Below are 23,104 nucleotides of genomic sequence, written 5' to 3' on the forward strand. Positions count from 1 at the left end.
TCACCCAACAAACAAGCCCGAAAACACCTGACAAAAAATGAACCGACTCGTTTTGCTCGCAGCCTTCCTCCTGCAGCTTTTATCCGCCCATGCACAACAGCTTTATATCAAAACATTCGGCAGCAAAAACAACCCGCCCATCATCTTCATCCACGGCGGCCCGCGTGGCAACGCAGTCCTCTTTGAAGCCACTACCGCCCAAAAGCTGGCTAACAAAGGCTTCTATGTTATCGTTTACGACCGGCGGGGCGAAGGCCGTTCCTCTTACGAGCACGCCACCCTCACCTACCAGGAAGCCTTCAATGACCTGAACGGCATTTACCAGCACTATCACCTGCAACGCGCCAACCTTATAGGCTTCAGCTTCGGCGGCCTGGTAGCCACCTTGTACACCGCCCAATACCCGGAAAAAGTGAGCGCCCTGATCCTGAATAGTGGTCTCTTTGCCCAGCAAGCCACCTATGATCATATACTCGATTCCGTTACTACCATCTACAACCAGCAACATGATACCGCCAAACTCAAAAAAGTACAGTATGTAGCTGCGCTTGATAAAAACTCCGCTGCCTATCGCGGCGAAGTTTACTCCCTGGCCTCAGAAAATGGTTTCTTTAAAGCGCCCCATATTACGGAAGACGCTAAGCAATTATACCAGGCGTACGACGCCAATCCTTTATCTAAAAATGATATCAGGAACGATCAGGCGCCACTGCTTTTCTACAAGAACGAACAACGCACCAATATCGATGTAAGGCCATTGCTGATCAGGCTCCGGCAACAGCACATGCCTGTATATGCGCTCTATGGCAAACAGGATGCTATCTTCTCCCTCTCTATGATCAACAGCCTGAAAACCATTATTGGCGGCCAGCATTTCAGATATCTGGATAACAGCTCGCATTACTTATTTGTAGACCAGCAGCAGGCTTTCTTAAACAGCCTGGCTAACTGGCTTAAATAAAGTAATTTTTACAACAGAACCAGTAAAAAGTACCATTCCCCCTCCTGATACCGCCGTAGGTTTGTGGTGCAATCAGCAGGCGATCCTTAGTCAACCAACAGGCCAGCTTTACTCAACAGATTGTCAATAATTCAAAAGTATATAAGTTCATGGGGCGGATAGCCATATTCAGTGATGTACACGGAAATTTACCGGCGCTGCAAACAGTGATAGAAGATATAGCAAAAAGGGGAATTGATCAGATATACTGCCTGGGAGATTTAGTGGATTTTGCACCCTGGTCAAATGAGGTCATTGCACTGATAAAGGAATTACACATACCATGCCTTATGGGAAACCATGATGAACGGGTCGCTTTTGACCACGCAGTGGTTCCGCTGAAGCAACACACTGCCGAAGAGACACTGGCCAGGATAACCGCCATCGATCATACTAAAGGTTCCGTTAGTAGCAATCATAAGCGCTTCCTGGCCAATCTCCCGGCGCAGCTCCGGATTACGCACAAGGTGAAGGGCAAAAACCTTAACATCCTGCTGGTACACGGCAGCACCCGCAGTAACAGTGAATATATCTACGAAAATCACGATCCCGAAGACCTGTTGTACATGATGCAACAACAACAGTCCGATGTCCTTATTATGGGTCATACCCATCGTTCCTATCTAAGAAGACTTCCTTTCGTAAACGGCCACCTTCCTCCCATGGCCCTGAACTGTGGATCCGTAGGCAGATCAAAAGAAGGCCAGCCGCTGGCAACTTACCTGGTATTGAATATTGAAGAAGATGGCATCCAGCCGGAATTGATCAAACTCACGTACCCGGTGGAAAAAGTAATACAAGGTATCCTGGAAAGTGATATACCGGATTTTTACACTGGGTTGTTAAAGGCGGATACCAAATTGGTTAACGGCTGATTATTTTTATGGGTTAAGCCTGCATTGAATATCAACGGCGATGATCACCACCACGGCGATCACCACGGCCACCTTCACGACGCGGGCTCGGTATCCAGAAATTTCGCTTGGCAACTTCCCTTCCACACGGCAATGACACAGGCGATAATATCCAGGATAACCCATCTGATTTTTGCTTCACATGCCAGACAATTATCCCCACGCTCTCAATCTTGACTTCCATTTCCACGCCCTCCAAAGCAAAGGGCGGTATCCACATCAACCGGATCTCTCCATCCCTATCCCAACCAGCTTCGTAAAACAACTCATGTGCCACCGCCACATATTCCGCGGCCTGCGGCAAATACGCAGCCGGGTCCAGCGCAAAATCAAGATTGTCAACCCATTCGTACATGATCAACTTGAAAGATTTTAACGCCTCCGGCGGATACGTAATGATCTTATCTATAGGTATTGAAAAAGCCATTGCTTTTATGTTTTGCCAGCAAAGATATAGTGATTTTCTTTACTTCATTAAATGCAGCTACCTCCATCACCCTCCTGCCCGATCTCTGTAAACCGTACCCTTAAAAAGAAAATGGCCTTACGGCCATTCTCCAAAACTTTATCCTGCTATCTTCCCCGCCAGACTCACCGTTGGATGACTATTCGGTGCATGCACCGCATTCAGCACCTCAAACGGGATCTCAATCGCTTTCAACTTATCCTTTGTCTTCACCTCTATCACCGTCTTCTCTCCCGGTTTCAGCGTAATAATATCTGAATGTCCGTGGAAAGTATAATCAGACCTGTTCTGCAGCGTAAACTCCGCGCTGGTCACATTCTCTATCTCCAGCTCTAACACGGTGCTTTGCTCCAGGTATTTGGCGCTGCTCACTTTCAGGCATTCTTTGATCAGCGGTACCAGGTATTCATCCCGGCCAATCAGCAGGTTCTTGAAAAATACCACCGTCCGCCTGTTCATCAAACCTTCTTTAATAGCGGGGATAGTACCTTCTTTGGCAAACACCAGGGTAATAGGCCGGTGACCGCCTTGTGGCACCCCATAGGTCCAGTCGATCAGCTTATGTACATCGCTGGTGCCCATAATGGTCAGGTTATTATCCAGGGCTATCTGCAGCGCTTCGTCGGAATAGTTGCCTTCGTTACATACCTCAATACCGTCCAGCAGTTTTTCTTTGATCAGCTGCTGATGCATGGGCGTAAGGGTGGCCATGCCATCCGGGCGCTGGCGTACCCAGAAGGGGTGGTTCCAGAAAGTAAACGCGCCTTGCCTTTTTGCCTCACGGAAAACAGCAATAGAATCCGTGATCAGCAGTTTATTGGCGTCTTCAATAAATACAGCATTACAATGGCCCGGGGGCATAGAGCGGGTGATCTCAGAGCCGCGTATGATCAGCAGGTTATGATCCTTGGCTTCTTTCAGCGCCAGCTCATAGGAGCGGTTACGGTCAGGGTGCGGGATATCCGCTTTATGCGGCTGGTATTCCAGGTGCTCTGTCAGGGATATAGCATCCAGGCCATCCATCAGGGATTCTGCCACCCGTATATCCGGCCATACGCTACCGTCAGAGAAAACGGAGTGCTGGTGCAGGTCGCATTTCATCACCTTATACCCCGGTACATCCGGAAATCTAAGGCTGCGGGCTAAACGATGACTATGTGGTTCCTCTGTTTGCGCAAAGGCAGTCAGTGAAGTAAGGCATAAAATAATACCAGGCAAGATTCGCATATCCTAACAATTTTTGGGGGCGAAAGATAGGGTAATACAAAAAATGCCTGTGTTAACTAAATATGAACTTTACTCCGCGCCCCATATCTTCCCTGGCCATTCTCCCATCTCCAGCACTAAAGTCCCGCCATTCATCAGCTCCTCATGCGAGAACCGGGGCCGGGCAAGTACCTTCCCATTCAGCGTAGCGCGTTGTATATACTTATGCAGCTTACTATTATTATGCGCTATCAGTGTGAACTGTTTGCCATTAGGCAAATGGATGCTTACTTTATCAAACACCGGGCTGGTGATAGTATACTCCGGCAAGCCCGGCGTCACCGGGTAAAAGCCCATGGCAGAAAACACCACTACGGCCGACATAGACCCGGCATCCTCATCTCCCGGTACGCCAAAAATATCATCCTTGAACCAGGTGTCCAGTATAAAGCGGGTCCATTTCTGGGTTTTCCACGGCGCGTTCGTATAGTTGAACAGGTAAGGAATAAAGAAAGTTGGCTGGTTACCCATAGAGAACTGGCCTATCATACCCGTTTCATCCGGGAAGTTATGCCAGAAGTCCACTTTACTGCGGTCCAGCCCTTCATGAAAAAGCTGGTCCAGCCGCTGCTCCATCTGGTCCTTACCGCCAATTAGCGTACGCAACCCCGGCAGGTCCTGCTGCACATTCCACAGGTAGGTCCAGCCATTGTTCTCGTTATAATAATCCAGGCCGGCATGGCCACCATCTATCCGGGGATCTATAGCTATCCATTCTCCTTTGGCGTCTTTTGGCATAAACATGCCCGCGGCGGGTTGCCACAGGTTTTTATAGTTATAGGCCCGGGCGGCGTAACGGTGGCTGGTGGCAGTATCCCCCAGTTCCGCGGCTAAATTGCTCAGCGCCCAGCTATCATAGGCATTAGCTAAGGTAATGGCTACAGACGAACGTTTTTGCCCCGGCCGCAGGGCGGTCAGGGAGTCCGTTTCGGCTTCGCCGGGATGTAAGGCCGGGTAATAACCGTTTGCGTCATAAAAGCGGTCCAACGCGCCTTTCCGGTCCTTACGGCCTGGGAGCAGCGTGTATTCATCTTCGCTCTTCCGCATACCTTCCAGCGCTTTATGTACGTCAAAATTGCGCACGCCTTTGCGGTAAGCATCCAGGAAAATAACAGCGGAATGAAAGCCAAACATACCGGGCCGGTCGCCGTACAGCTTGGGGTATTCCGGCATCAGGCCGCTCTGCTCGTACATGTGCACAAAAGATTCCAGCATATCGCCCTCTAATTGAGGATCCAGTATACACCGCAGCGGATGCATGGCCAGGTAATTGCCCCAGGCATAATCATCTGTATAAAAATGGCGGGTATCTGTATGCACCTGCTTATCATACCCGCTGAAGTATTGCCCCTGCTCAGTAATATCTACCATCCGTACATAACAGCGGTACAACGACGTATAAAAACTACGCCGCTGCGCTTCCGTACCGCCTTCTACATCGATCTGCCCTAGGGCTTTGGCCCAGGCGGCCTTCCCTTTGTTTTCCAGCGTTTCAAAAGTTACGCCCTGCAGCTCCGCTTCCAGGTTCTTTTTGGCCTGCAGGCGGCTGATGAAAGAAATGGCATACCGGAATTCCACCGTACCAGCGGTATCGCTTTCCGGGTACGTGATCCAGGCCTTTTTGCCGTTTTCTTCCGTGATCTTAGGTGGTATACCCAGCACCGTATAGCCGGTCCAGTGTTTATCCGTGGTGATGATACCGGTTTGTGGCCGGCCGGAAAAAACGCCGTACATGTACGCAATACCTTTTTGCTTATGATTGGCGTCATTTACATACTCCGTACCTGCAATGGCGTTAGGCCCAACAAAAGTGTACTCTCCTTTGGGATAATAATGCGAGAGCAACAGGTGCTTAACCTGTCCTTTAGGAAACCGGAACCGGTAGATACCCGTTTTAGCCCCGGCGGTATACGCTACCTGCACCTGTGGCGCGGTAAGTTGGGTGCTGTAATACCAGGGATGGGTAATTTCGTGGTCGTAATCAAATGTTAAACGGCCTTTAAACGCAGTGTCAACCGGCGCCACGGAAAACACCATCTGCGGGGTGATCACATTCTGCGCCAGCAACGGAAAGTCCGTGATCTGGTCATCCAGGTGATCTTTCCGGTTGGGGAACACCCGTACCATTTGGTTCGGGAGATGGACGACTGGCCGGTTGGGATTCAACAAAGGCGCAACATTGCCTATCGTCGGGTCCACATAACCTATATTCCTTTGTGCCAAGCACGGTGCAAAAGACAGCATCAGCACCATGCATATATAGATCCTTCTGTTCATCTTACTAATTTACAGGCAATGTTGCGCCTCTGGTCATGATTTTGATGAGCGGAAATCCCTTACCGCTTTTCCGCCGCCGGCTATATTGGTCAGGTTCATTTCTGAATATTTCCGGGAAAAGATCACCCCCTGCGCGCCGGTCTTCAGCGCGGTGGTGGTGGAGTTATATACCGCCTCCGGCGAGGTTTGTTTATTCTCCGGTTTGGTAGGTATATCTATGTCTATACCGGTATAGATCTTACACTTGCCCTGCACCGCGTCCAGCGCGCGCTTTGTTTCCAGGTGCAGGTACTCCAGCGGCATGCCCTCCTTCGGTAAACCCTCCATGGTCATGGGACCATAGTTCATCAAATGATTGTTGAACTGCAGGTATTCTTCCTTTGGTATGTCCCGGAATACAGTAGCCGTAGCAGCCTCAATATAGCCTGCATACCGCGGCCCGCCTACAATATCATACACCACCGGTTTAATAAAATCCGCATAGGCCAACCTTTCAAAAGGCGTTTCTCCACGGGTAAAAGGGCTCAGCGAATTCGGGTGCCAGATATGGAACCCGGCCTGTATGCTGGATTTTGCCGCCTTGGCGGATTTATATACATTTTCGTATGTGCTGCGGTTCCCATCCGTCCAAAGCTTCTCCCAGGCCAGGATCTCCGGGTAATCCGTCATAATGCGCCAGAAAGCGGAGAAATAACCATCCGTAGGGCGGTTGCCCGCCGTAGCCTGTTTGCTGAACTCCACCAGCTTACGCAGGCCTTCCTGCGCCCGGTCCGCGTCTATGCCGCGGTCTTTGGCGGCCTGCCGGTGGTATGGACAAAAACAGGTAATGCGCGCCGTGGGCATCTCACCCCGCACTGGCTGTATGGCATTATTAAAAGGCCCCTGCCGCTCAGAGCTCCACATCATCCCGTCAATATCATAAGAGGAACAGATATCGCGGGTCATGGCGCTTACAAAATGCTGGTACTCCGGGTTCATATCGCAGCAGCTTTCCACATGCTGGTTATAGATCCCCGTTTCCTGCAGTTTGGCAATATTGGGCGTATCCTTATGCCAGGTAAAGCTGTCCTGGTTAAATACATACACCTTAATGCCCCGCTTCCTGGCTTCCGGTACTACCTTCGCCAGCATGTCCCAGTCGCCGTGGTCCGGCGCTTTGGTGTTTTTCAGGATGGTATCCTTATAGAACTCCGGGTGCGGCGTGGCAAAATTGCCGCCATGGAACTCGCGGTACTCCCGTTTGCCATGGTCAGGGAAACGGAAGCCTTTTATCTGTCCGCCCCCTATACCGGTGTCATAGCTAAAAGCGGCCAGGAACAGCGTATTCACCTCTCCTTTTTGCTGCACATTATCCAGCACCTGGTTAATGCCCTCATCAATAAAGGAGATAGCGCCTATCTGTATCCCTATCATCGGCTCCTCCTTCCTGGGGGAGAACAGGCCCTTTGGAAGGGGGAGCAACGCTCCCCCCGCCAATGTGGCGCTTTGCTGCATAAAATCCCTGCGTGATATTCCTTTCATATGTTTCAATTAATTATAACCCTCATTTTGCGGGAAGATGCTGGGATCGTTCATGATCTGTATCTGCCCTAACGGTAACGGAAAAACGGTCATATAAGTCTTCATACCCACCGGTTTCATGGAGTCTAAAGCCCTGCCGGTACGTACCAGGTCAAACCAGCGTACCCCTTCGTAAGAGAGCTCCAGCCTTCTTTCCAGGTAAATATCTTCCCGGGTGGTGGCCTGCGGCATATCGCCGTAAGCGGTAAGCCCGGCGCGGGTATGTACCTGGTTCAGGTAGGTAATGGCCTGCGGCGTTTTGCCGTTCTCATTCAGCGCTTCCGCATACATCAACAGCACATCGGCATAACGGATCACTTTCCAGTTAGCCCGGCTGTCGTTGGAGGTCTTCATGGGCGTCATAAATTTCTTGGTGAACGCCTGCATCCCAAAACCGGCCGGCAGCGGGGTAAACACGCCATTAGCATCTGTAACGCCCCGGGCTACGGTAATGTCCTTACGTTTGTCGCCATCCGGAAAAGCGGCAAACAGCTTGGCAGTGGGCGAGCCATGGTTGCCGGTGCTGCCGGTTACGCCGTAAAACGTCATCACGGGCGCTACAAACGGACAGAAATTGCTGGTGAAGATACTGCCCAAACCAATCCCTTCTTCATATTCAATGTCAAAGATATACTCGCTATGGTGCTCGTCTTTTGTATAATCAAACAGGTCGTTATAATTGGGCAGTAATGCATAACCCATTGTCGTCACTTCCTGCAGCACAGCTTCCGCCTTGGGAAAATCTTTCCGCGTTAAATATACCCTGCCCAGCATGGCCTTGGCGGCGCCACTGGTGGCCCGGCCTACATCAGATCCGGTGTACTTGGCGGGCAAACGGCCGGCCGCGTCCAGCAGGTCTTTGATGATCACCTCGTTGTAGATGGCATCTACCTTATCCCGGCCTTTCTTCAGCGCATCATCACTGCTGATGGGGGCGGTAAGCATGGGCACATCCCCAAAGATCCTTACCAGGTCAAAATAAGCGATGGCCCGCAGGAACTCCGCTTCCGCAATATGACGGTCCTTGTTCTTCACCACCGCTACATCCGCGTCCTTGATCTTATCCAGGATGGTATTGGCGCGGTTGATCAGGTTATAATAATTCTGCCAGGAGCTGGCGATCACCGTTTCGCTGTTATCCGCGGTAAAATTGTCAATACGCATCAGGTCCAGCGCGGCTGTCCACTGCTCTTCCACATCATCGCCCCGCAGGTCGCCAAACTGCCAGAAGTTCTGGTATTGGCTCTGCAAAGTGCGGTAACATCCTACTACCGCATCCTGGAAATCCTTATCTGTTTTATACAACACATCTACGGCAACAGAGGAGACGGGCTGTTTTTCTATAAAGCTTTTGCTGCAGGACGCCAGCACAAGCGGTGCGCATATGATAAAACTAATGATCTTTTTCATTCCTTTTTCGTTTTTAAAGGTGCATCAGAAGGTTACGTTCGCCCCTACGATCAGGCTTTTAGGCAGCGGGTAATTGTTCAGGTCTACCCCGGGATTCAGCGGGTTCTCGCTGTTGCTCACATCCGGGTTGAATGCCGTGTTCTTGGTAAAGATGAACGGGTTGGTCACATTCACATAGAACCGGAGCGCATTAATGCCCATACGGGTACTCAGATTAGATGGCAGTAAATACCCCAGCGTAATGTTGTTGATGCGCAGGTAAGACCCTTCATCCAGGAAACGCTGGTTATACAAACCGCGCGTATTACCGGTCACCAGGTTATTGGGCCGCGGCGTATTACCGTCGCCAGGCTCCTGTTCGGATTTCCAGTAGTCCAGGGAGGTGGTCAGCTGCCGTATGCTGGCTTTGGTCAGCACGGTACCCAGCCTGGCCATGCTCAGGATCTTATTGCCCTGTGAGCCTTGCAGGCCTACGCTCAGCGTAAAGCCGGCATAAGAGAAATTATTGGTCATGCCATAATAGAAATCCGGATACGGTGAGCCCATAATGGTTTTATCGCGGCTGTCAATAATGCCGTCTGGTTTACCATCCGGTCCGCTGATGTCTTTAAAACGGGTATCTCCTACCCTGGAGCGGTCGCTGGCGCCGGGGCTGAAGATAGGCCCCTTATCCAGTTCTGCCTGGTTCATAAAAACACCGTCCGTGATCCAGCCGTAGAACATACCGATAGGCTGTCCTATCATGGTAATATTACCGTCAGAGATAATAGGATCGCCATTAGGCCCCAGCTTCACCACCTCGTTTTTATAGGTAGACAGATTAAAGCTGGTGTTCCAGCTAAATTTCCGGTCCACATTCACCGTGTTCAGCACAAATTCCCAACCGGTGTTCTTTACTTCACCTATATTCTTTAATGCCGTGCTAAAACCGGTGATGTCCGGTACATTCACATTCAGCAGCAGATCTGTATTCCGGGATTGAAAATGGTCCACAGACAGCATCAGCCGCCTGTTAAAAAAGCTCATATCAATACCCGTGTTGGTGGAACGTTGTTTCTCCCAGGTAAGGTTGGGATTGGCTAAACGGCCAGGGGCATAACCGCCGATGGCGCCGCCGCCTAAAGCATATTTTTCATAGGTGATAGTTGCAAACTGATCATAGTTGCCAATATTATTACTGCCCGTTTCCCCATAGCTGGCGCGCAGTTTCAGCTCGCTCAGCCAACGTACATCCTTAAGGAAATTTTCGTCAGAGATACGCCATGCCACAGCGGCAGATGGGAATAATGCGTATTTATTATCAGATCCAAAGCGGGAAGATCCATCCCGGCGCAGAGAGGCCGTGATATAGTATTTGCTGTTGTAGTTGTAGTTGATCCTGCCTAAAGTAGATACAATGGACCATTGATACGTATTGGAATTACCGTTGGTGAGCAAACCGCTCACGGCGCTTAAAGTAGGCACCAGGTTGTTAGGATATTTATCGCTGGTAAGGGTATTGGTCTCGCCAATCTCTTTCTGTGCTGTATAACCCAGCAAAGCGGTGATATGATGACGGCCAAAGCTTTTGTTATAGTTCAACGTGTATTCTGACAGCCAGTTGCTGATCATAGCCGTACTATCTGTACCCAGCGCAGGGTTGTTCAGGAACGCGGGAAGGTTAGGCTTAAAACGCAGGCCCCGGTTGCCCTGGTAGCTGCCGCCCACCATTACATTAAAATTCAGCCCGTCCATGATATCATACTGCGCGCTGGCATTCCCCAGGAAACGCATACCCTTCTGCCGGTTCAGGATCTCCTGGGCCAGGGCTACAGGGTTCAGCAGGTCCGCAGAGGCGTCCCGTCCGGTGTATACGAAGTAATTGCCGTTCTGGTCATATAAAGGATAAAAAGGATTGGCAGCTGCGGCCATACCTATTACACTTTCCGCGGGACCGGTACCGGTGCCGCTGGCGCTTACCACATGCGCATCCGTATAGGATGGGTTCATGTTCAGCTTTACAGAGAGACGTTTGGTTAGCTGCGCATCAATATTGGCGCGTACGGAATATCTTTTAAAATTACTGTTGATGATAATACCGTCCTGGTTCAGGTATTCGCCGCTCAGGGCATAGCGTACTTTTTCCGTACCACCGGATGCAGACAGCTGGTAATGCTGTTCCGGCGCGGTACGCAGCACCGCGTCCAATGCATCCGTCTCAGTGGTGTTCTTCCCGCTCAGCACATCCAGCGCTGTTTGCGGCACGGGTACTTTCCAGGTTTCCGGCGCGCCGCTTACATCGTTACCGGCATCCAGGTTACGGTTGCGGTAACCGTCATACAGGTATTGCGCCTGCTGTTTAGAGTTCATAAAATGCGGCCGGCGGGATACTTTCTGCCAGCCTACATAGGTGTCAAAAGTTACCACCGTCTTACCTGCCTTGCCCCTTTTGGTGTTGATGATCACTACGCCGTTGGAACCACGGGAGCCATAGATGGCGGTGGCGGAGGCATCCTTCAGGATGTCCATGGACTCAATATCGTTTGGGTTCAGCGTTTCTATGCTGGAGGTAGGCAATCCATCCACCACATACAGGGGTGTTACGCCGGCAGAGATACTGCCTATACCTCTTACGCGGATCTGCATGGCGGCGCCAGGCTCACCGGATACCGGTTTGGCCTGTACGCCGGCTACCTTGCCCAGTAAGGCCTGGTCCACCCGGGTAACAGAAAGGTCCTGTATGTCCTTGCTGCTTACGGAGGATACGGAGCCCGTCAGGTCCTTCCTTTTTTGGGAGCCATAGCCCACCACCACCACATCATTCAGGTTAGAATGGCTCTGTTCCAGTACCACGGCCAGGTACTGCTGGTTGCCGACGCTCAGCTCCTTGGACTGAAAACCCACATAAGTGATCACCAGCACTGCATTGGGGCCGGATACATTCATGGTGAACGTACCATCCTCTTTGGTCAGCGTGGCATTGGTAGTGCCTTTTTCGCCAATACTGGCGCGGGCCAGCGGCAAGCCATCCGTACCCGTAACTTTACCAGTGATAGATACAGCCGCAGGCGTAACGGCTACCTGCTGCGTTTGTACATGCAGCTCTTTTTCCTTTACCACCACCATCCTGTTTACGATGGTATAGGTCAGCGGCTGATCCCTGAAACACAGGTCCAGTGTTTGTTCTAAACTAGCATCGCTCACTTCCACATTTACTTTTTTCGCCTTACGGAGCATCAGGTCCGTATATACGAACGAGTACCCCGTTTGTGTTTTCACCTCCCGGAAGATCTTATCCAGGGTGGCATTCTTTTCTGACAGGGTGATCTTTTGCGCAACGGCCCTGCCGCCGGCTTGCACGCAAATAGAAAATAACAGTAATGCAGTGAACTTAAAGAGCATCAGTGTTTTGATAACGGGCCTTTGCAGGCATAGCAAAGGTCTGCAGCTGGCAATTGGTTGCATAGAGTGTGTGTTTGGCTGAACGATCTTGTTTGCTGATAGTGGAATAAGTGTCCCCCCGGGAAATAGTCTCGCTTTTCCCTATGATTGAAATATGGAATTTATGTCGTTATGGAATCTTTGCCCGTAATTAGTGCATGACAATCACCTTACGCCCTTCTGTCCTGAACTTTACTTTTCCTGTTAGCTCTAATACCCGTAAAACGTCTGTTAATGTTGTGTTCCTGGGAATGTCCGCGTTAAACCGGTCATTCACGTCATTATCTTCGTATACGATCTCGATATCATACCAGCGGGATAATTGCCGCATCACCGTGTTAATGTCTTCGCTTTCGAAATGAAAGACCCCGTTTTTCCACGCGATCACATCAGACAGGTCTACCCCGCTGCTGATCTTTACCTGCCCGTTCTGCTCCAGCTGCGATTGCTGCCCCGGCGCCAGTACATGCTGACTGCCGCCGCTCACAAAACGCACCGCCCCTTCCAGCAACGTGGTCTTCACTACTCCTTCTTCGTTATAGGCCATCACATTAAAATGGGTGCCCAGCACCTGTACCTCTGCCTCTTTTACCTTTACAAAAAAGGGCTTGGCAGGCTGTTGCGCGATCTCGAAATAGGCCTCCCCGCTAACCTCCACACGGCGTTCTTTGCCGCTGAAAGCAGTCGGGAAACGCAGGGAGGAGGCTGCATTCAGCCATACCTGGCTGCCATCCGGCAGTTCTATCTGGTATTGCCCGCCCCGCGGCGTGGAGATAGTGTTATACCCTAAGGGCTTACCATCGCCGGCAGTGGCATAGGATAATTTGCCATTCAGCTTTATCACTTTTGTACCTCCCTGACTGGCAAGGGTGCCGTTAGCGGCATCGTCCAGCGTAATGCTGCTGCCATCTGCCAGGGTCAGAACGGCTTTCTCCGTACCAGGTGTAACCGGCGCCGTGGTACCGGTTTCCGTAGCTGCCATGCCGGCCGGCTGTGGCGCCGGTTTAAAAAGATATACAGAGAGCGCCACCAGGCCGGTTACCATGGCGGCGGCCGCCAGCCAGTAGGGACTTCTCCTTTTATAAACGATCCGCGTATGGATATTATCAAGCATATCCGCAGTCAGGGCCGGGTCTACCGGTTTACCCGCTACCTGGAACTGTTCCCGCATCAGCGCTTCCAGCTCCTCCCCGCCCCCCGCTTCCAGGTACGCCCGCAGCCACTGCCGGTCTTCCGGCGTCCATTCGCGCTTGTTCAGTAATTGCTGTAATATTTTTTGCGGATCCTCCATCTGGGTAATGATATGTTCTGAAATAAATACTCCCGGGTAATAGCATTCGGGGGGAGTGCAGGGAAAAAATATTTTTTAAAACAGGCAGCAGGCGCTCCAGGTCAGCACCAGCTGTATATACAACAGGTGATACTCCGGGTGTTTACGCACATACTCCCGTATACACGCCAGGGAGGCAGACAGGTACTCCTTTACCGTATGTTTGGACAACTGCAGCTCCCGCGCCGTCTCATCATAGCTTTTACCATGCAGTTTGCACAGTTCAAATACCTTCCTTTTTTGCGGGGATAGCTGCCCCATGGCGGCCCTTAACAGCTCCATCTGCGCTTCATGATGGCCGTTATCCGCCACCACCGGCTCCTCGCTGGCCTTTGCATACACATCCGCCGTACGCAGCGATCTTCGCAGCCAGGTAAGCGCCCGGTTATAGCTGACCACAAACAGCCAGCCGCTGACGTCCTTGTCCGGACTGATCATCCGCCGTTTTTCCCACAGGCAGATAAACACCTCCTGCAGAATGTCCTTTGTGGCGCTTTCGTCCTTGGTCAGCTTAAAGATGTTGGCATACACCATTCCATGATAGGCATGATATAAACTATCAAAGGCATGTACATCCCCTGAACGGAGACGCAGGATAAACTCTCTTTCATGACAGTTATTCAACACAACGTGGGCGATTTACCTTACCAATATAAAAAAAGAATCAGCGACTTAGTTATAATTAATACGATCGGGAGGGGTAGAACGGGGGGATTGGGAGGGAAATTTTTTTTTGAGGAAGGGAACAGACGCTCTTATTGGCCTGGTCAAGAGATACGATACTATCTTGCCCGCCTACCCGTCTTACTGTAAACAGGCGGCCCTTCTCACTTTTCATATTTTAGGGTAATTACCCTAAAATATATTTCATTTAGGCAAAATACACTACTTTTGTCGGGAAATTACCCCATATGGATAAATTCGATATTGAAAACTTGCTACAATCGGCTTTTCAGGACGATAGGGAAGGCGATATAAACCTGCGTCAACTTTTTGACCAGAAGTTGGAAGTCTACGATATCGCAAAATCTAAAGCCCTTTCCTTATTAGGTATTGATAAAGACGTATTTGAAGATATATTAAATGGCAACGCCAAACAGCCAAATCTAATCCACGTCATAAAGCTTGCAGAATTCCTGCAAATTGGATTACAAGAAGCTGTATATGCGGTAATGAAAGATCAAAGTGCAGACACAATCGCCTCCTTAGACCGTATACGCAAGCTAACCTTTTTGCTGGACCATTTTGATCTCAAACGACTTAAAGCAATCGGCTTTTGGGATAAGGATGCCGACGTTGATACGATTCTAAAACGGCTCATGGGTTTTTTCGACTATGAGACAATGTCTGAGTTTGAAAACAACCTCGAAACACCATTATTCAGTCGTACAAAGCGGCTTTTTACTGACAAAATGATGAAATTCTGGGTGGATGCAGCGTACCGCGTCTTTCTAAATATCAACAACCCTCACTCCTACGATCGCGAAGCACTAAAGGATATTGTCGTAAAGATTAAACCATATTGCCAGGATGCTGCTGATGGCCTGTTAACAGTCTGTAAAGCCCTCTATCATTGTGGTGTAACGGTCATCGCGCAAGAACTTTTACCAACCACCCAGGTAAGAGGTGGTACTTTTGTAGTGAATGATAAGCCATGTATCGTTCTTACGAATTACAGGAAAAGTTATCCGACCATTTGGACAACACTAATGCATGAATTACATCACGTCTTATTTGATTTGGAGGTAATAGAAAAAACAAAAATACACCTGACAGATGAAGGGCGGCCGGATCTGTTTCTTATTGAGGAAAAAGCAAACGAATTTTCAATTGAATATTTTTGTGGGTTAAATCACTTCAAATATATAACGCCACATATACATAACCCCTATGTAGTTGAACGCTTTGCAAAAGAATTGCAGGTTCATCCCTCTATGATCTATAACTCTTTCCAATTTTTTCAGCAAAAACTTTATGGTCAGAGTTACTGGGCTGCATTTAGCAAAGAGATTCCCAAAAGCACCATAGCGCTTGAAAAACTTAATCCCGTTACATGGAAGGAACCCAGCATAAGAGATATTGCTCAAAAACTTAAAAGCATCTTCGAATACGCTTAATAAATCCAACAAATATGGAAAACGAACAACAGAAGCAAACAAAAGAAAACAGCCATGTTTCACCAGATCAAGACCAGGAACGTCTTGAACTATTGCGCCGTTCTTTCGAGGTAAAAGGCCGTCAACTCAGGGTGGACTTAACAACAGGAGGAATGGCAGAACTAGATGAGCTACGGGCTACTTTGGGCAAGGAGTTTGAAAATCCAGAAGATAAGCATAAAGCTTATTATATGGGCATTCAAAAAGTATTGAAGGAGTATTTACCCAAGGGTAAGGAGTTCAAGGAAGGACGTGACCTGATTTATGATGAGAAAAATATATTCCTAAATAGAGGTAAAAAGAAATCTGATAATAATGGCGTTCGGGGTAGTGATGGAAGAATGACCTACCAGCCCGTAATGAATGAAATTGTTGATCTTGTTGTAAGGTGGGTGGCGGAAAGCCAAAATCCCGTCACATTATACAACATGCTTTATGACTTAAACGAAAAACACGGGTATGGCCATGAAGTTTATGATACTACGGTAGAAAGCTTCGCGAATGCGATACGTAGATTAAAAGAGGAGTAAAATAGTGAACGGGGTTTTCTCAGCTCTACTTGCGTTGACCCCTAAAATATCTGATTTGCTCAAGCCTGGTTTTAGCTTGCTCTTCTGTATAATCAGTTTTTAATAACTCTTCTATTGATTGGTAATTTCCAAACCTTAACTTTTTAATATTTGGACCAATAGACAGCAAATTGTACCCATTACAGCTGTTGCATTGGATAATTGTCCACACACTATCCGGAATTCCTTTCTCTTTCCTCAGAATAAGAGTTTCGAGCTGTATGCCACAGTCTGTACACTGCTGGTGCAAGGTCTCAATTACCCTGTCCGCCCCCTTAAAAAAAGCGGCTGCTTTAATAACGACAGCGAGGAAGCTGCCATAAAGCCAGCTGTTTATAGTATCCCTGAGATCAATCGATAAAACACTTGAAAGCTCAATAAAATAATAACAAATAAACTCTCGCTCTTCCGTGTCATAATCCGCCCGATTAATTTTCTTAAGGCCCTCCGTCAGCAATTTCTTAAGCTGTGTCTTTTTAGCGCCCTGTCTTATTGCTGCTGCCAGATTATCCGCACAATCATTAAATGCCTCCTGAAGTCTATTACATACATCAATATCAGAAGGGATCAGGCCTCGATGTTCCCAAGCCGCAGCGGAAAATTTGTCTATTTCTTTGAATTTCATCAGCGCAGTAACTACTGAGGGCTCATCATACATAACCTTGATATAATTTGATATACAAATCTAATATTACCGATCATAATTTTCAGCAAATTATCACCAATTATCTGCAGTTGTATCAACAGATTGACTATCCCCCATTTCTTTCCAACGTCGACGCATTATACCCAAAATACTGCTTAAACGCATACGAGAAATGAGACAAACTCTCAAAACCCACCTCCAGGTACACATCCGATGGCTTATTCTTTTTCTCACTGATCAAGTAATGCGCCTCCTTTAACCGCTGTTGCTGTATCCATCTACTGGGCGGACTATTGAACGTCTTTTCAAAATCCCGTTTAAAAGTAGCCAGGCTCCGGCCGGTCAGGTAAGCCAACTTATCTATGGTGATATTATACCGGAAATTCCGGTTCATGAAAGCTTCCAGATCTATCTTACCCGGTACGCCAAAATCAAACAGTATCTGCGCCAGGGTAGGGTTATTCCGCAGCAGCAACAATACCCCTTCCTGTTTTTTAGCCTGCACCAGCTGGTCAGACACCGGCTCCATAAAATAAGGGAGCAGGGATTCAAAATAACTTTTCAGGAGCTTATCCGGCGTTATACGAAGGACAGCACTTTGCGGCGTGATAGTGCCCCCCGCAAAATGCTGCCCTTTATTCAACTGTTCCAGTGTGTCCTTGTCCAGTATAAGCGTAATAGCCGTAAACTGGTCTGACTGCGCAGGATGTTTAAAGAATTTTGCCAGGTTATTTTTCCTGAGCATAACAAGGTCCCCTGCGCCAAACACCTCCTTGCGGTCGCCATCCACAATAGTAAGCAGGCCGGAGATAATATACCCCAGGGAATGCTCCTGGATAAACTCCTCTCCCGATCTGTTCTCCTTTTTATAGTTGGAATAAATGATCCCGCCAAGGTCCTTTGATGGCATGTCCATACCTGCAAAAATAGCCATAAATTAATCTAACAGCATGGCTGCCACGCCCTTCCGGAATATTTCATCGCCTTGCTCCAAACGCTGTGCATATATCGCTTTGGCGTCCGGTCCGGCAATATACCGCAGCTGGTCCTTCCCATCGGTTACCGCGTCATACACCACATCGGCTATCAGCTCCGGCGTAGAGAACTCAAATATCGATGGACCGCCTGCCAATACCTGCATCATTTTACTCATGGACTCCTCATAGGCGGCATGTTTACCAAATACCATGGAGCGTCCGGCAAAATCAGTAGCAATACCGCCGGGGGCGATGTTTTTCACCACAATACCAAATTGTTTCAGCTCAAAGGCCAGGCATTCGCTAAAGCCTTCGAGCGCCCATTTGGTAGCATGATAGATGGCAGAGAAAGGAAATGTAACATGCGCTCCAATAGAGGTAGTGGTTAAGAACATGCCGCCCTTGTTTTCGCGGAAATGCGGTATAAACGCCCTGGTCACCCGGATAACGCCCATTAAGTTGGTATCTATCTGTTTGCTTATCTGTTCATCAGAAGTTCCCTCCAGGGCGCCCATTAAGCCATAACCCGCGTTGTTAAAGACCACATCGATCTTACCCTGGGCAATAGCCTTTGCAGCAACATCGTTGATCTGTTGTTCATCCGTTACATCCAATGGCAGAACGGTAACATGGCTAAGTGAAGTAAGCTCCGTTTCTTTCTCCGGGTTACGCATGGTGGCGATCACCTTCCAGCCCTTTTGCCGGAACAGCTTAACAGCAGCTCTCCCCAGGCCGCTGGATGCGCCCGTAATAAATATAGTGTTCACTTTATAAAATTATTTTGTGTTTGGAATGATGTGAGCTCGTTGATGTTGTACAACCACAAGGCAAAGGTAGGATAACAAACAGCCCTGCCGCTTTCGTGAAAAGCTCATTCTTGTTTCATAATTAGCTCATACAAACGGCGTCATTCCAAACCGCTCAGGGTTTAAGCACCACCTTCACACAGCCATCTTCCTTTTTATTGAACACATCATACATACCGGCCGCCTCGCTTAACGGCACTTTATGCGTAATAATATCATCCAGCGCCACCTTACCTTCCGCCACCAGTTTAATAAGATCATCCAGCCAGCGCTGTACCCAGGCCTGGCCACCCATAAGCCGTATGCTTTTTTCAAACCACTGGTACAGCGGGTAATTATCATAAGGAGATCCATACACGCCTACCACGGATACGCGCCCGCCTCTGCGCACGGTATCGAAACAATCCTTTAATACGCTCATACTTCCTTTTTCCGCCTGAAGAACATTGGCTGCTTTCTGCAACGTCGTTCTATGCGCCTCCATACCCACGGCATCTATACACACATCCGCACCGTAACCGCCTGTCATTTCCCGCACTATTTCCGCTACATCTCCGTCTTCAGCATTAATGACCTCTGAATTCGCAGCCCGCTGGGCCATTTCCAGCCGGTACGGTAATCTGTCCACGCCAATCACTCTTTTAGCGCCATGCAGCCAGGCGGCTTTCTGGGCCATAATGCCCACGGGACCGCATCCAAAAACAACTACTACATCGCCATTGCTCACCTCCGCCCATTCGCAGGCAGCCCAGCCGGTGGGAAATATATCCGTTAGAAAAAGTATCTGTTCATCAGAAAGCAATTCGGGTACCACCCGGGGGTTGTAATCAGCATATTGTATCCTGGCATACTCTGCCTGTCCCCCGCTAACAGCCCCGTACAGATCCGTATAACCGTATAATGCGGCGCCCGCGCCCTTCATTTTGATGATCTCCCCCTGTGGGCCATACATCTCCGGGTTGGAGTTTTCGCAATGCGTGGGCAGGTCCATATCGCAGAAATGGCAGTGCCCGCAGGCAATAGGAAAAGGCACGATCACGCGGTCGCCTCGTTTTAATTTCGTTACGCCCGTGCCTACCTCCTCCACAATGCCCATAAACTCATGTCCTAATATAAGATCATGAGGCTGGGGTATCATCCCGTTATAAATATGCAGATCAGAGCCGCAAATGGCAGTGGAGGTTACGCGCACAATGGCGTCAGTAGGCTCCTGGATAACAGGGTCATCCACCGTATCAACGCTTACATGCTTGGGTTTATGGAATACCAACGCTTTCATAAATCGTAAGTTAAATGGTTAAAGAAGTTATGACTACTGTAACCAACTCACAATTATGGAACCTGTTGCAACAAACACAGGCCTTCCGGGTTAACGCAGCTGGTAATCTCCTGGTATAAAGGCTTTTAGGGTTGGTGCCGGGCCGTACAACAACAGGCAATTAATATAATAGTGAGAATATTTCTCCTGAAACTGAGGCAGCGGTGTCAGCGGTCATTAGCCGGGATATCCCGCTTCCATTGAAACAGTTCGGTAAAGGATATAGTGTCTATCCTGGGATTATCAGCTGCACTGATCACCCTCGTAGCATATATATGCATTGAGTGGAAAGCCCGCGCCTGCGTTTCAGCCTCCATCCTGATGGCGGCAGTATCCCAGCTTTCAACGAGCCGGCATATATACGGGCTGAACGCTTCGTAGGTATTATAATCAGTTACCCCATGACTATTCCAGATCCGTCCAACGATTATACCACTCTCCGTTAACAAACTTTCCAGCATCCATATCGTGTCCGTGCCTCTTTTCAGGAAGTCAAGTTTCCCGGTTTCATATAACCTCATCCTTATTTCATGGCTCCTGTTGGAAAACAAATTGCCCTGCTCCTTATTCACCAATGCCACCTTTTTTGAAATGTCCTTAAATGATTGACCTGAGCAATTGATTGTCAACAGCAAAATTAACATAACGAATAAGCCAGCCTGCATACCTGATCATTTTGATCCCAAAAACCCGCCATCCACAATAAATAATTTCACCCCCTGCTCAGAAGTACTGCGATGAGCGCTCAATTCATCAGACACCTGGTAAGACATTCCTTCTGTTAGTATATGCTTGCTGCCATCTGCCAATTCAGTCGTCATCTCACCCGCTATACAGTAAATAATATGTCCCTTGGCACACCAGTGATCCGCTTTGTAGTTCGCGGAGTATTCGACCATCCTTATACGCAGATCACCAAACTGCAGGGTTTTCCAATAGGCTTCGCCGGTTTCTCCGGGATGAGTGGTGGTTGGTACATGTTCCCAGTCGGTAGTTTGAAAAGGGATATTTGCAGCAGACATAGTATATTTTTTGCGCAAAAATAAAGCATTCTTCACCAGACAATAAATATCCATTTGCGATACCTTATCATGAGGCGTATTAAAATAAAAAAAGTGAAGCCTTACCGACTTCACTTTCTATGAACGGTGTATTCCAAAACCTACACTCAATATCCGGGGTTCTGATACTGCAGCTTATCAGGATCATTGATCGCATCCAGCTGCGTCTGCGGTATAGGCCGCAGATTATTTTTTTCTGCCACCCGCGCAGCGGCGGCAAGATTATACAGCTTCACACGCTCTACCAGCTTGTTACGGCAGGCAAGATCCGGCCAGCGGGTGCTCTCCCCGCACAGCTCCCGCGTACGCTCATCCAGGATAAAATCCAGCGTCATATCAGCAACACCCAGATCTACCCACACAGGATTAGCGGTCGTACCTGTATTCCGTTGCCGCATCCGGCCCTGACGCGCCTCCAGCTCCGTCTGGCTCAGGCCAGCGCGGTATGCCGCCCGTTGACGTATAGCCAGCACAAGCGGCAGCGCATCAGCAGGCCTGTTATCGCCTATGGCCGCTTCTGCTGCCAGCAGATAGGTTTCAGACAACTTGGCTATCGGAAAAGGCCGGCCAGATCCATCGTTGGGCGCTTGCCGTTTGTTATCGTCATATTTTGTCAATGCCGGGAACATCTGTAAAGCCGGCCGCGATGGCAGGTAGAACTCACTGGGTTTGATCACCCTGTAAGGCACGCCCCTGGCAATAATGGCATCGCCTTCCGCATCAGAGGCAGTCAGCAGGTAAGCGGTATCACCGGGACTGATACCCGCAACATTGCTATTGGTTGCCCGCCACATGGTACGGAAACTATTCCCATAACGGCTATCATTGAGCTTATCCGCAAACGCTATATTATACACATAGGGCGTGGGCACAAACTGGCGCAAGGGCCGGCTGTACTGTATCACACGGTCGCAGGGAAACTTGGCGGAGCCCGCCGGGATAGCCACGCTGTTTTGGTAGTTACAGTTAAACAGGTTCAGGGAGATATTAGCTTTATTGGCAAAATCGTTACCAATATTGGCCACCTCATTGTCAATAGGGTTACCAGGCGTTCTTTCTACAGACAACAGGATCTCCGGGTTATATTCATTACCTTCCTTGTTAACGTCCGCAAAATTTGTGAGCAGTGAAGTGCCATACGTACCCTGGTTATCAATGATAGTTTTGGCGGCGTCCCAGGCGCTTTTGAAATCTGTAGTTTGTTTGGCGGCAGAATAAGCCCGGTATATGTAAGCTTTGGCCAGCATATGCAGCGCGGCCGCTTTTGATAATTTGAATGCGCCGGCAGGACGTGCAGCCGGCAGGTTCTGGCTGGCAAAAGTAAGATCATCAATAATGGTCTGGTAATTTTTGATGAACAACTGATCCGTTGGCAGCCTGTTAAAACCCTGGAAAGGATTTTGGTTAAACTGCAGCTCCCCGCCGCCCAGATCCAGCGGCACCGCGCCAAACTGTGCTACCAGCAGGAAATAATAATAGGCCCTTAAAAACCGCGCCTCCCCTACCAATACTGCCTTGGCGCCTGCATCCATTTCTACTTCCGGTGCAAACTGGATCAACGCATTGGCCAGGTTGATATTCGCAAAGTTATTGTTCCACATCGTAAGCACATGCCCGTTAGTGCTGGGCAATGCATAAGAGGCCATCTCCAGCTCTCCCCCGCCCTGCACCTGGTCTCCATAGGTCCATTCGTCCGTACCGGAGTTCAGCAGATACATGCCGCCAATGCTTCCATAAATAAAGCGCAGGCCGGAATACAACGCATTCACGCCATTCTGCAACCCGCTGGGCGTTTTAAAATAGTCTACCGTAAAAACCGTATACGGTTTTTCCACCAGCTTCTTCTGACAGGACATGGTAAACAGCGAAAGCGTTACCGTCAATATTATGGAGGATAGATATACTCGTTTCATACAATTCATTTTGAT

19 protein-coding genes are annotated in these 23,104 nt (G+C 49.0%); 4 read left to right on the forward strand and 15 right to left on the reverse strand.

What is annotated here, in order from left to right:
- The first annotated feature begins 37 nt into the window (after positions 1–37).
- Positions 38–961, forward strand: a complete 924-nt coding sequence (locus F0L74_RS25610) for an alpha/beta fold hydrolase (RefSeq protein ID WP_149840755.1) — start codon at positions 38–40, stop codon at positions 959–961.
- Between the two features lie 149 nt (positions 962–1,110).
- The gene (locus tag F0L74_RS25615; RefSeq protein WP_149840756.1) at positions 1,111–1,875 is read left to right on the forward strand and encodes a metallophosphoesterase family protein; all 765 of its coding nucleotides are present in this window, start codon (positions 1,111–1,113) and stop codon (positions 1,873–1,875) included.
- Between the two features lie 31 nt (positions 1,876–1,906).
- Here the strand turns inward: F0L74_RS25615 and F0L74_RS25620 are convergent, their stop codons facing one another.
- The 8 genes from F0L74_RS25620 to F0L74_RS25655 all read right to left on the reverse strand — a co-directional run bounded on the left by F0L74_RS25620 (position 1,907) and on the right by F0L74_RS25655 (position 14,270).
- Positions 1,907–2,341: a hypothetical protein gene (locus F0L74_RS25620; protein WP_188316157.1), complete on the reverse strand. Its 435-nt coding sequence runs from the start codon at positions 2,339–2,341 to the stop codon at positions 1,907–1,909.
- A 138-nt stretch (positions 2,342–2,479) separates the two neighbouring features.
- A complete protein-coding gene (locus F0L74_RS25625) occupies positions 2,480–3,607 on the reverse strand; it encodes an Sb-PDE family phosphodiesterase (protein WP_149840757.1) in 1,128 nt (375 codons plus the stop codon).
- Between the two features lie 69 nt (positions 3,608–3,676).
- Positions 3,677–5,923 (reverse strand): GH92 family glycosyl hydrolase, encoded by a 2,247-nt coding sequence (locus F0L74_RS25630; protein WP_213087080.1) that lies wholly within the window; start codon positions 5,921–5,923, stop codon positions 3,677–3,679.
- A 33-nt stretch (positions 5,924–5,956) separates the two neighbouring features.
- The gene (locus F0L74_RS25635; RefSeq protein ID WP_149840758.1) at positions 5,957–7,444 is read right to left on the reverse strand and encodes a twin-arginine translocation signal domain-containing protein; all 1,488 of its coding nucleotides are present in this window, start codon (positions 7,442–7,444) and stop codon (positions 5,957–5,959) included.
- 9 nt (positions 7,445–7,453) lie between these two features.
- On the reverse strand, positions 7,454–8,893 hold the full coding sequence (locus F0L74_RS25640) for a RagB/SusD family nutrient uptake outer membrane protein (protein ID WP_149840759.1): 1,440 nt from the start codon (positions 8,891–8,893) through the stop codon (positions 7,454–7,456).
- Positions 8,894–8,917: 24 nt separating this feature from the next.
- Positions 8,918–12,337 (reverse strand): TonB-dependent receptor, encoded by a 3,420-nt coding sequence (locus F0L74_RS25645; RefSeq protein WP_213087081.1) that lies wholly within the window; start codon positions 12,335–12,337, stop codon positions 8,918–8,920.
- A gap of 127 nt (positions 12,338–12,464) precedes the next feature.
- Positions 12,465–13,604, reverse strand: a complete 1,140-nt coding sequence (locus tag F0L74_RS25650; protein ID WP_149840760.1) for a FecR family protein — start codon at positions 13,602–13,604, stop codon at positions 12,465–12,467.
- Positions 13,605–13,679: 75 nt separating this feature from the next.
- Positions 13,680–14,270 carry an RNA polymerase sigma factor gene (locus F0L74_RS25655; RefSeq protein WP_149840761.1) on the reverse strand — a complete coding sequence of 197 codons (591 nt, stop codon included), beginning with the start codon at positions 14,268–14,270 and terminating at the stop codon, positions 13,680–13,682.
- A 284-nt stretch (positions 14,271–14,554) separates the two neighbouring features.
- On the opposite strand from F0L74_RS25655, the gene F0L74_RS25660 reads away from it, so the two are divergent.
- The gene (locus F0L74_RS25660) at positions 14,555–15,760 is read left to right on the forward strand and encodes a hypothetical protein (protein WP_149840762.1); all 1,206 of its coding nucleotides are present in this window, start codon (positions 14,555–14,557) and stop codon (positions 15,758–15,760) included.
- 14 nt (positions 15,761–15,774) lie between these two features.
- Positions 15,775–16,329 (forward strand): hypothetical protein, encoded by a 555-nt coding sequence (locus F0L74_RS25665; protein WP_149840763.1) that lies wholly within the window; start codon positions 15,775–15,777, stop codon positions 16,327–16,329.
- A gap of 25 nt (positions 16,330–16,354) precedes the next feature.
- Here the strand turns inward: F0L74_RS25665 and F0L74_RS25670 are convergent, their stop codons facing one another.
- From F0L74_RS25670 to F0L74_RS25700, 7 genes are all read right to left on the reverse strand, one after another.
- Positions 16,355–17,026: a DUF4844 domain-containing protein gene (locus F0L74_RS25670; protein WP_149840764.1), complete on the reverse strand. Its 672-nt coding sequence runs from the start codon at positions 17,024–17,026 to the stop codon at positions 16,355–16,357.
- Between the two features lie 94 nt (positions 17,027–17,120).
- A complete protein-coding gene (locus F0L74_RS25675; protein ID WP_246197818.1) occupies positions 17,121–17,948 on the reverse strand; it encodes an AraC family transcriptional regulator in 828 nt (275 codons plus the stop codon).
- A 3-nt stretch (positions 17,949–17,951) separates the two neighbouring features.
- The gene (locus F0L74_RS25680) at positions 17,952–18,758 is read right to left on the reverse strand and encodes an SDR family oxidoreductase (RefSeq protein WP_149840765.1); all 807 of its coding nucleotides are present in this window, start codon (positions 18,756–18,758) and stop codon (positions 17,952–17,954) included.
- Between the two features lie 154 nt (positions 18,759–18,912).
- Complete coding sequence (locus tag F0L74_RS25685) at positions 18,913–20,076, reverse strand: zinc-dependent alcohol dehydrogenase (RefSeq protein ID WP_149840766.1); 1,164 nt, start codon at positions 20,074–20,076, stop codon at positions 18,913–18,915.
- Between the two features lie 206 nt (positions 20,077–20,282).
- Positions 20,283–20,687 (reverse strand): hypothetical protein, encoded by a 405-nt coding sequence (locus tag F0L74_RS25690; protein ID WP_213087082.1) that lies wholly within the window; start codon positions 20,685–20,687, stop codon positions 20,283–20,285.
- Positions 20,688–20,786: 99 nt separating this feature from the next.
- Complete coding sequence (locus F0L74_RS25695; RefSeq protein ID WP_246197819.1) at positions 20,787–21,191, reverse strand: DHCW motif cupin fold protein; 405 nt, start codon at positions 21,189–21,191, stop codon at positions 20,787–20,789.
- Positions 21,192–21,283: 92 nt separating this feature from the next.
- Entirely contained in the window at positions 21,284–23,089 is a 1,806-nt protein-coding gene (locus F0L74_RS25700; protein ID WP_188316158.1) for a RagB/SusD family nutrient uptake outer membrane protein, read from the reverse strand.
- Between the last annotated feature and the right edge of the window lie 15 nt (positions 23,090–23,104).

The sequence above is a fragment of the Chitinophaga agrisoli genome, from assembly GCF_008386695.1.
GTDB lineage: Bacteria > Bacteroidota > Bacteroidia > Chitinophagales > Chitinophagaceae > Chitinophaga > Chitinophaga agrisoli.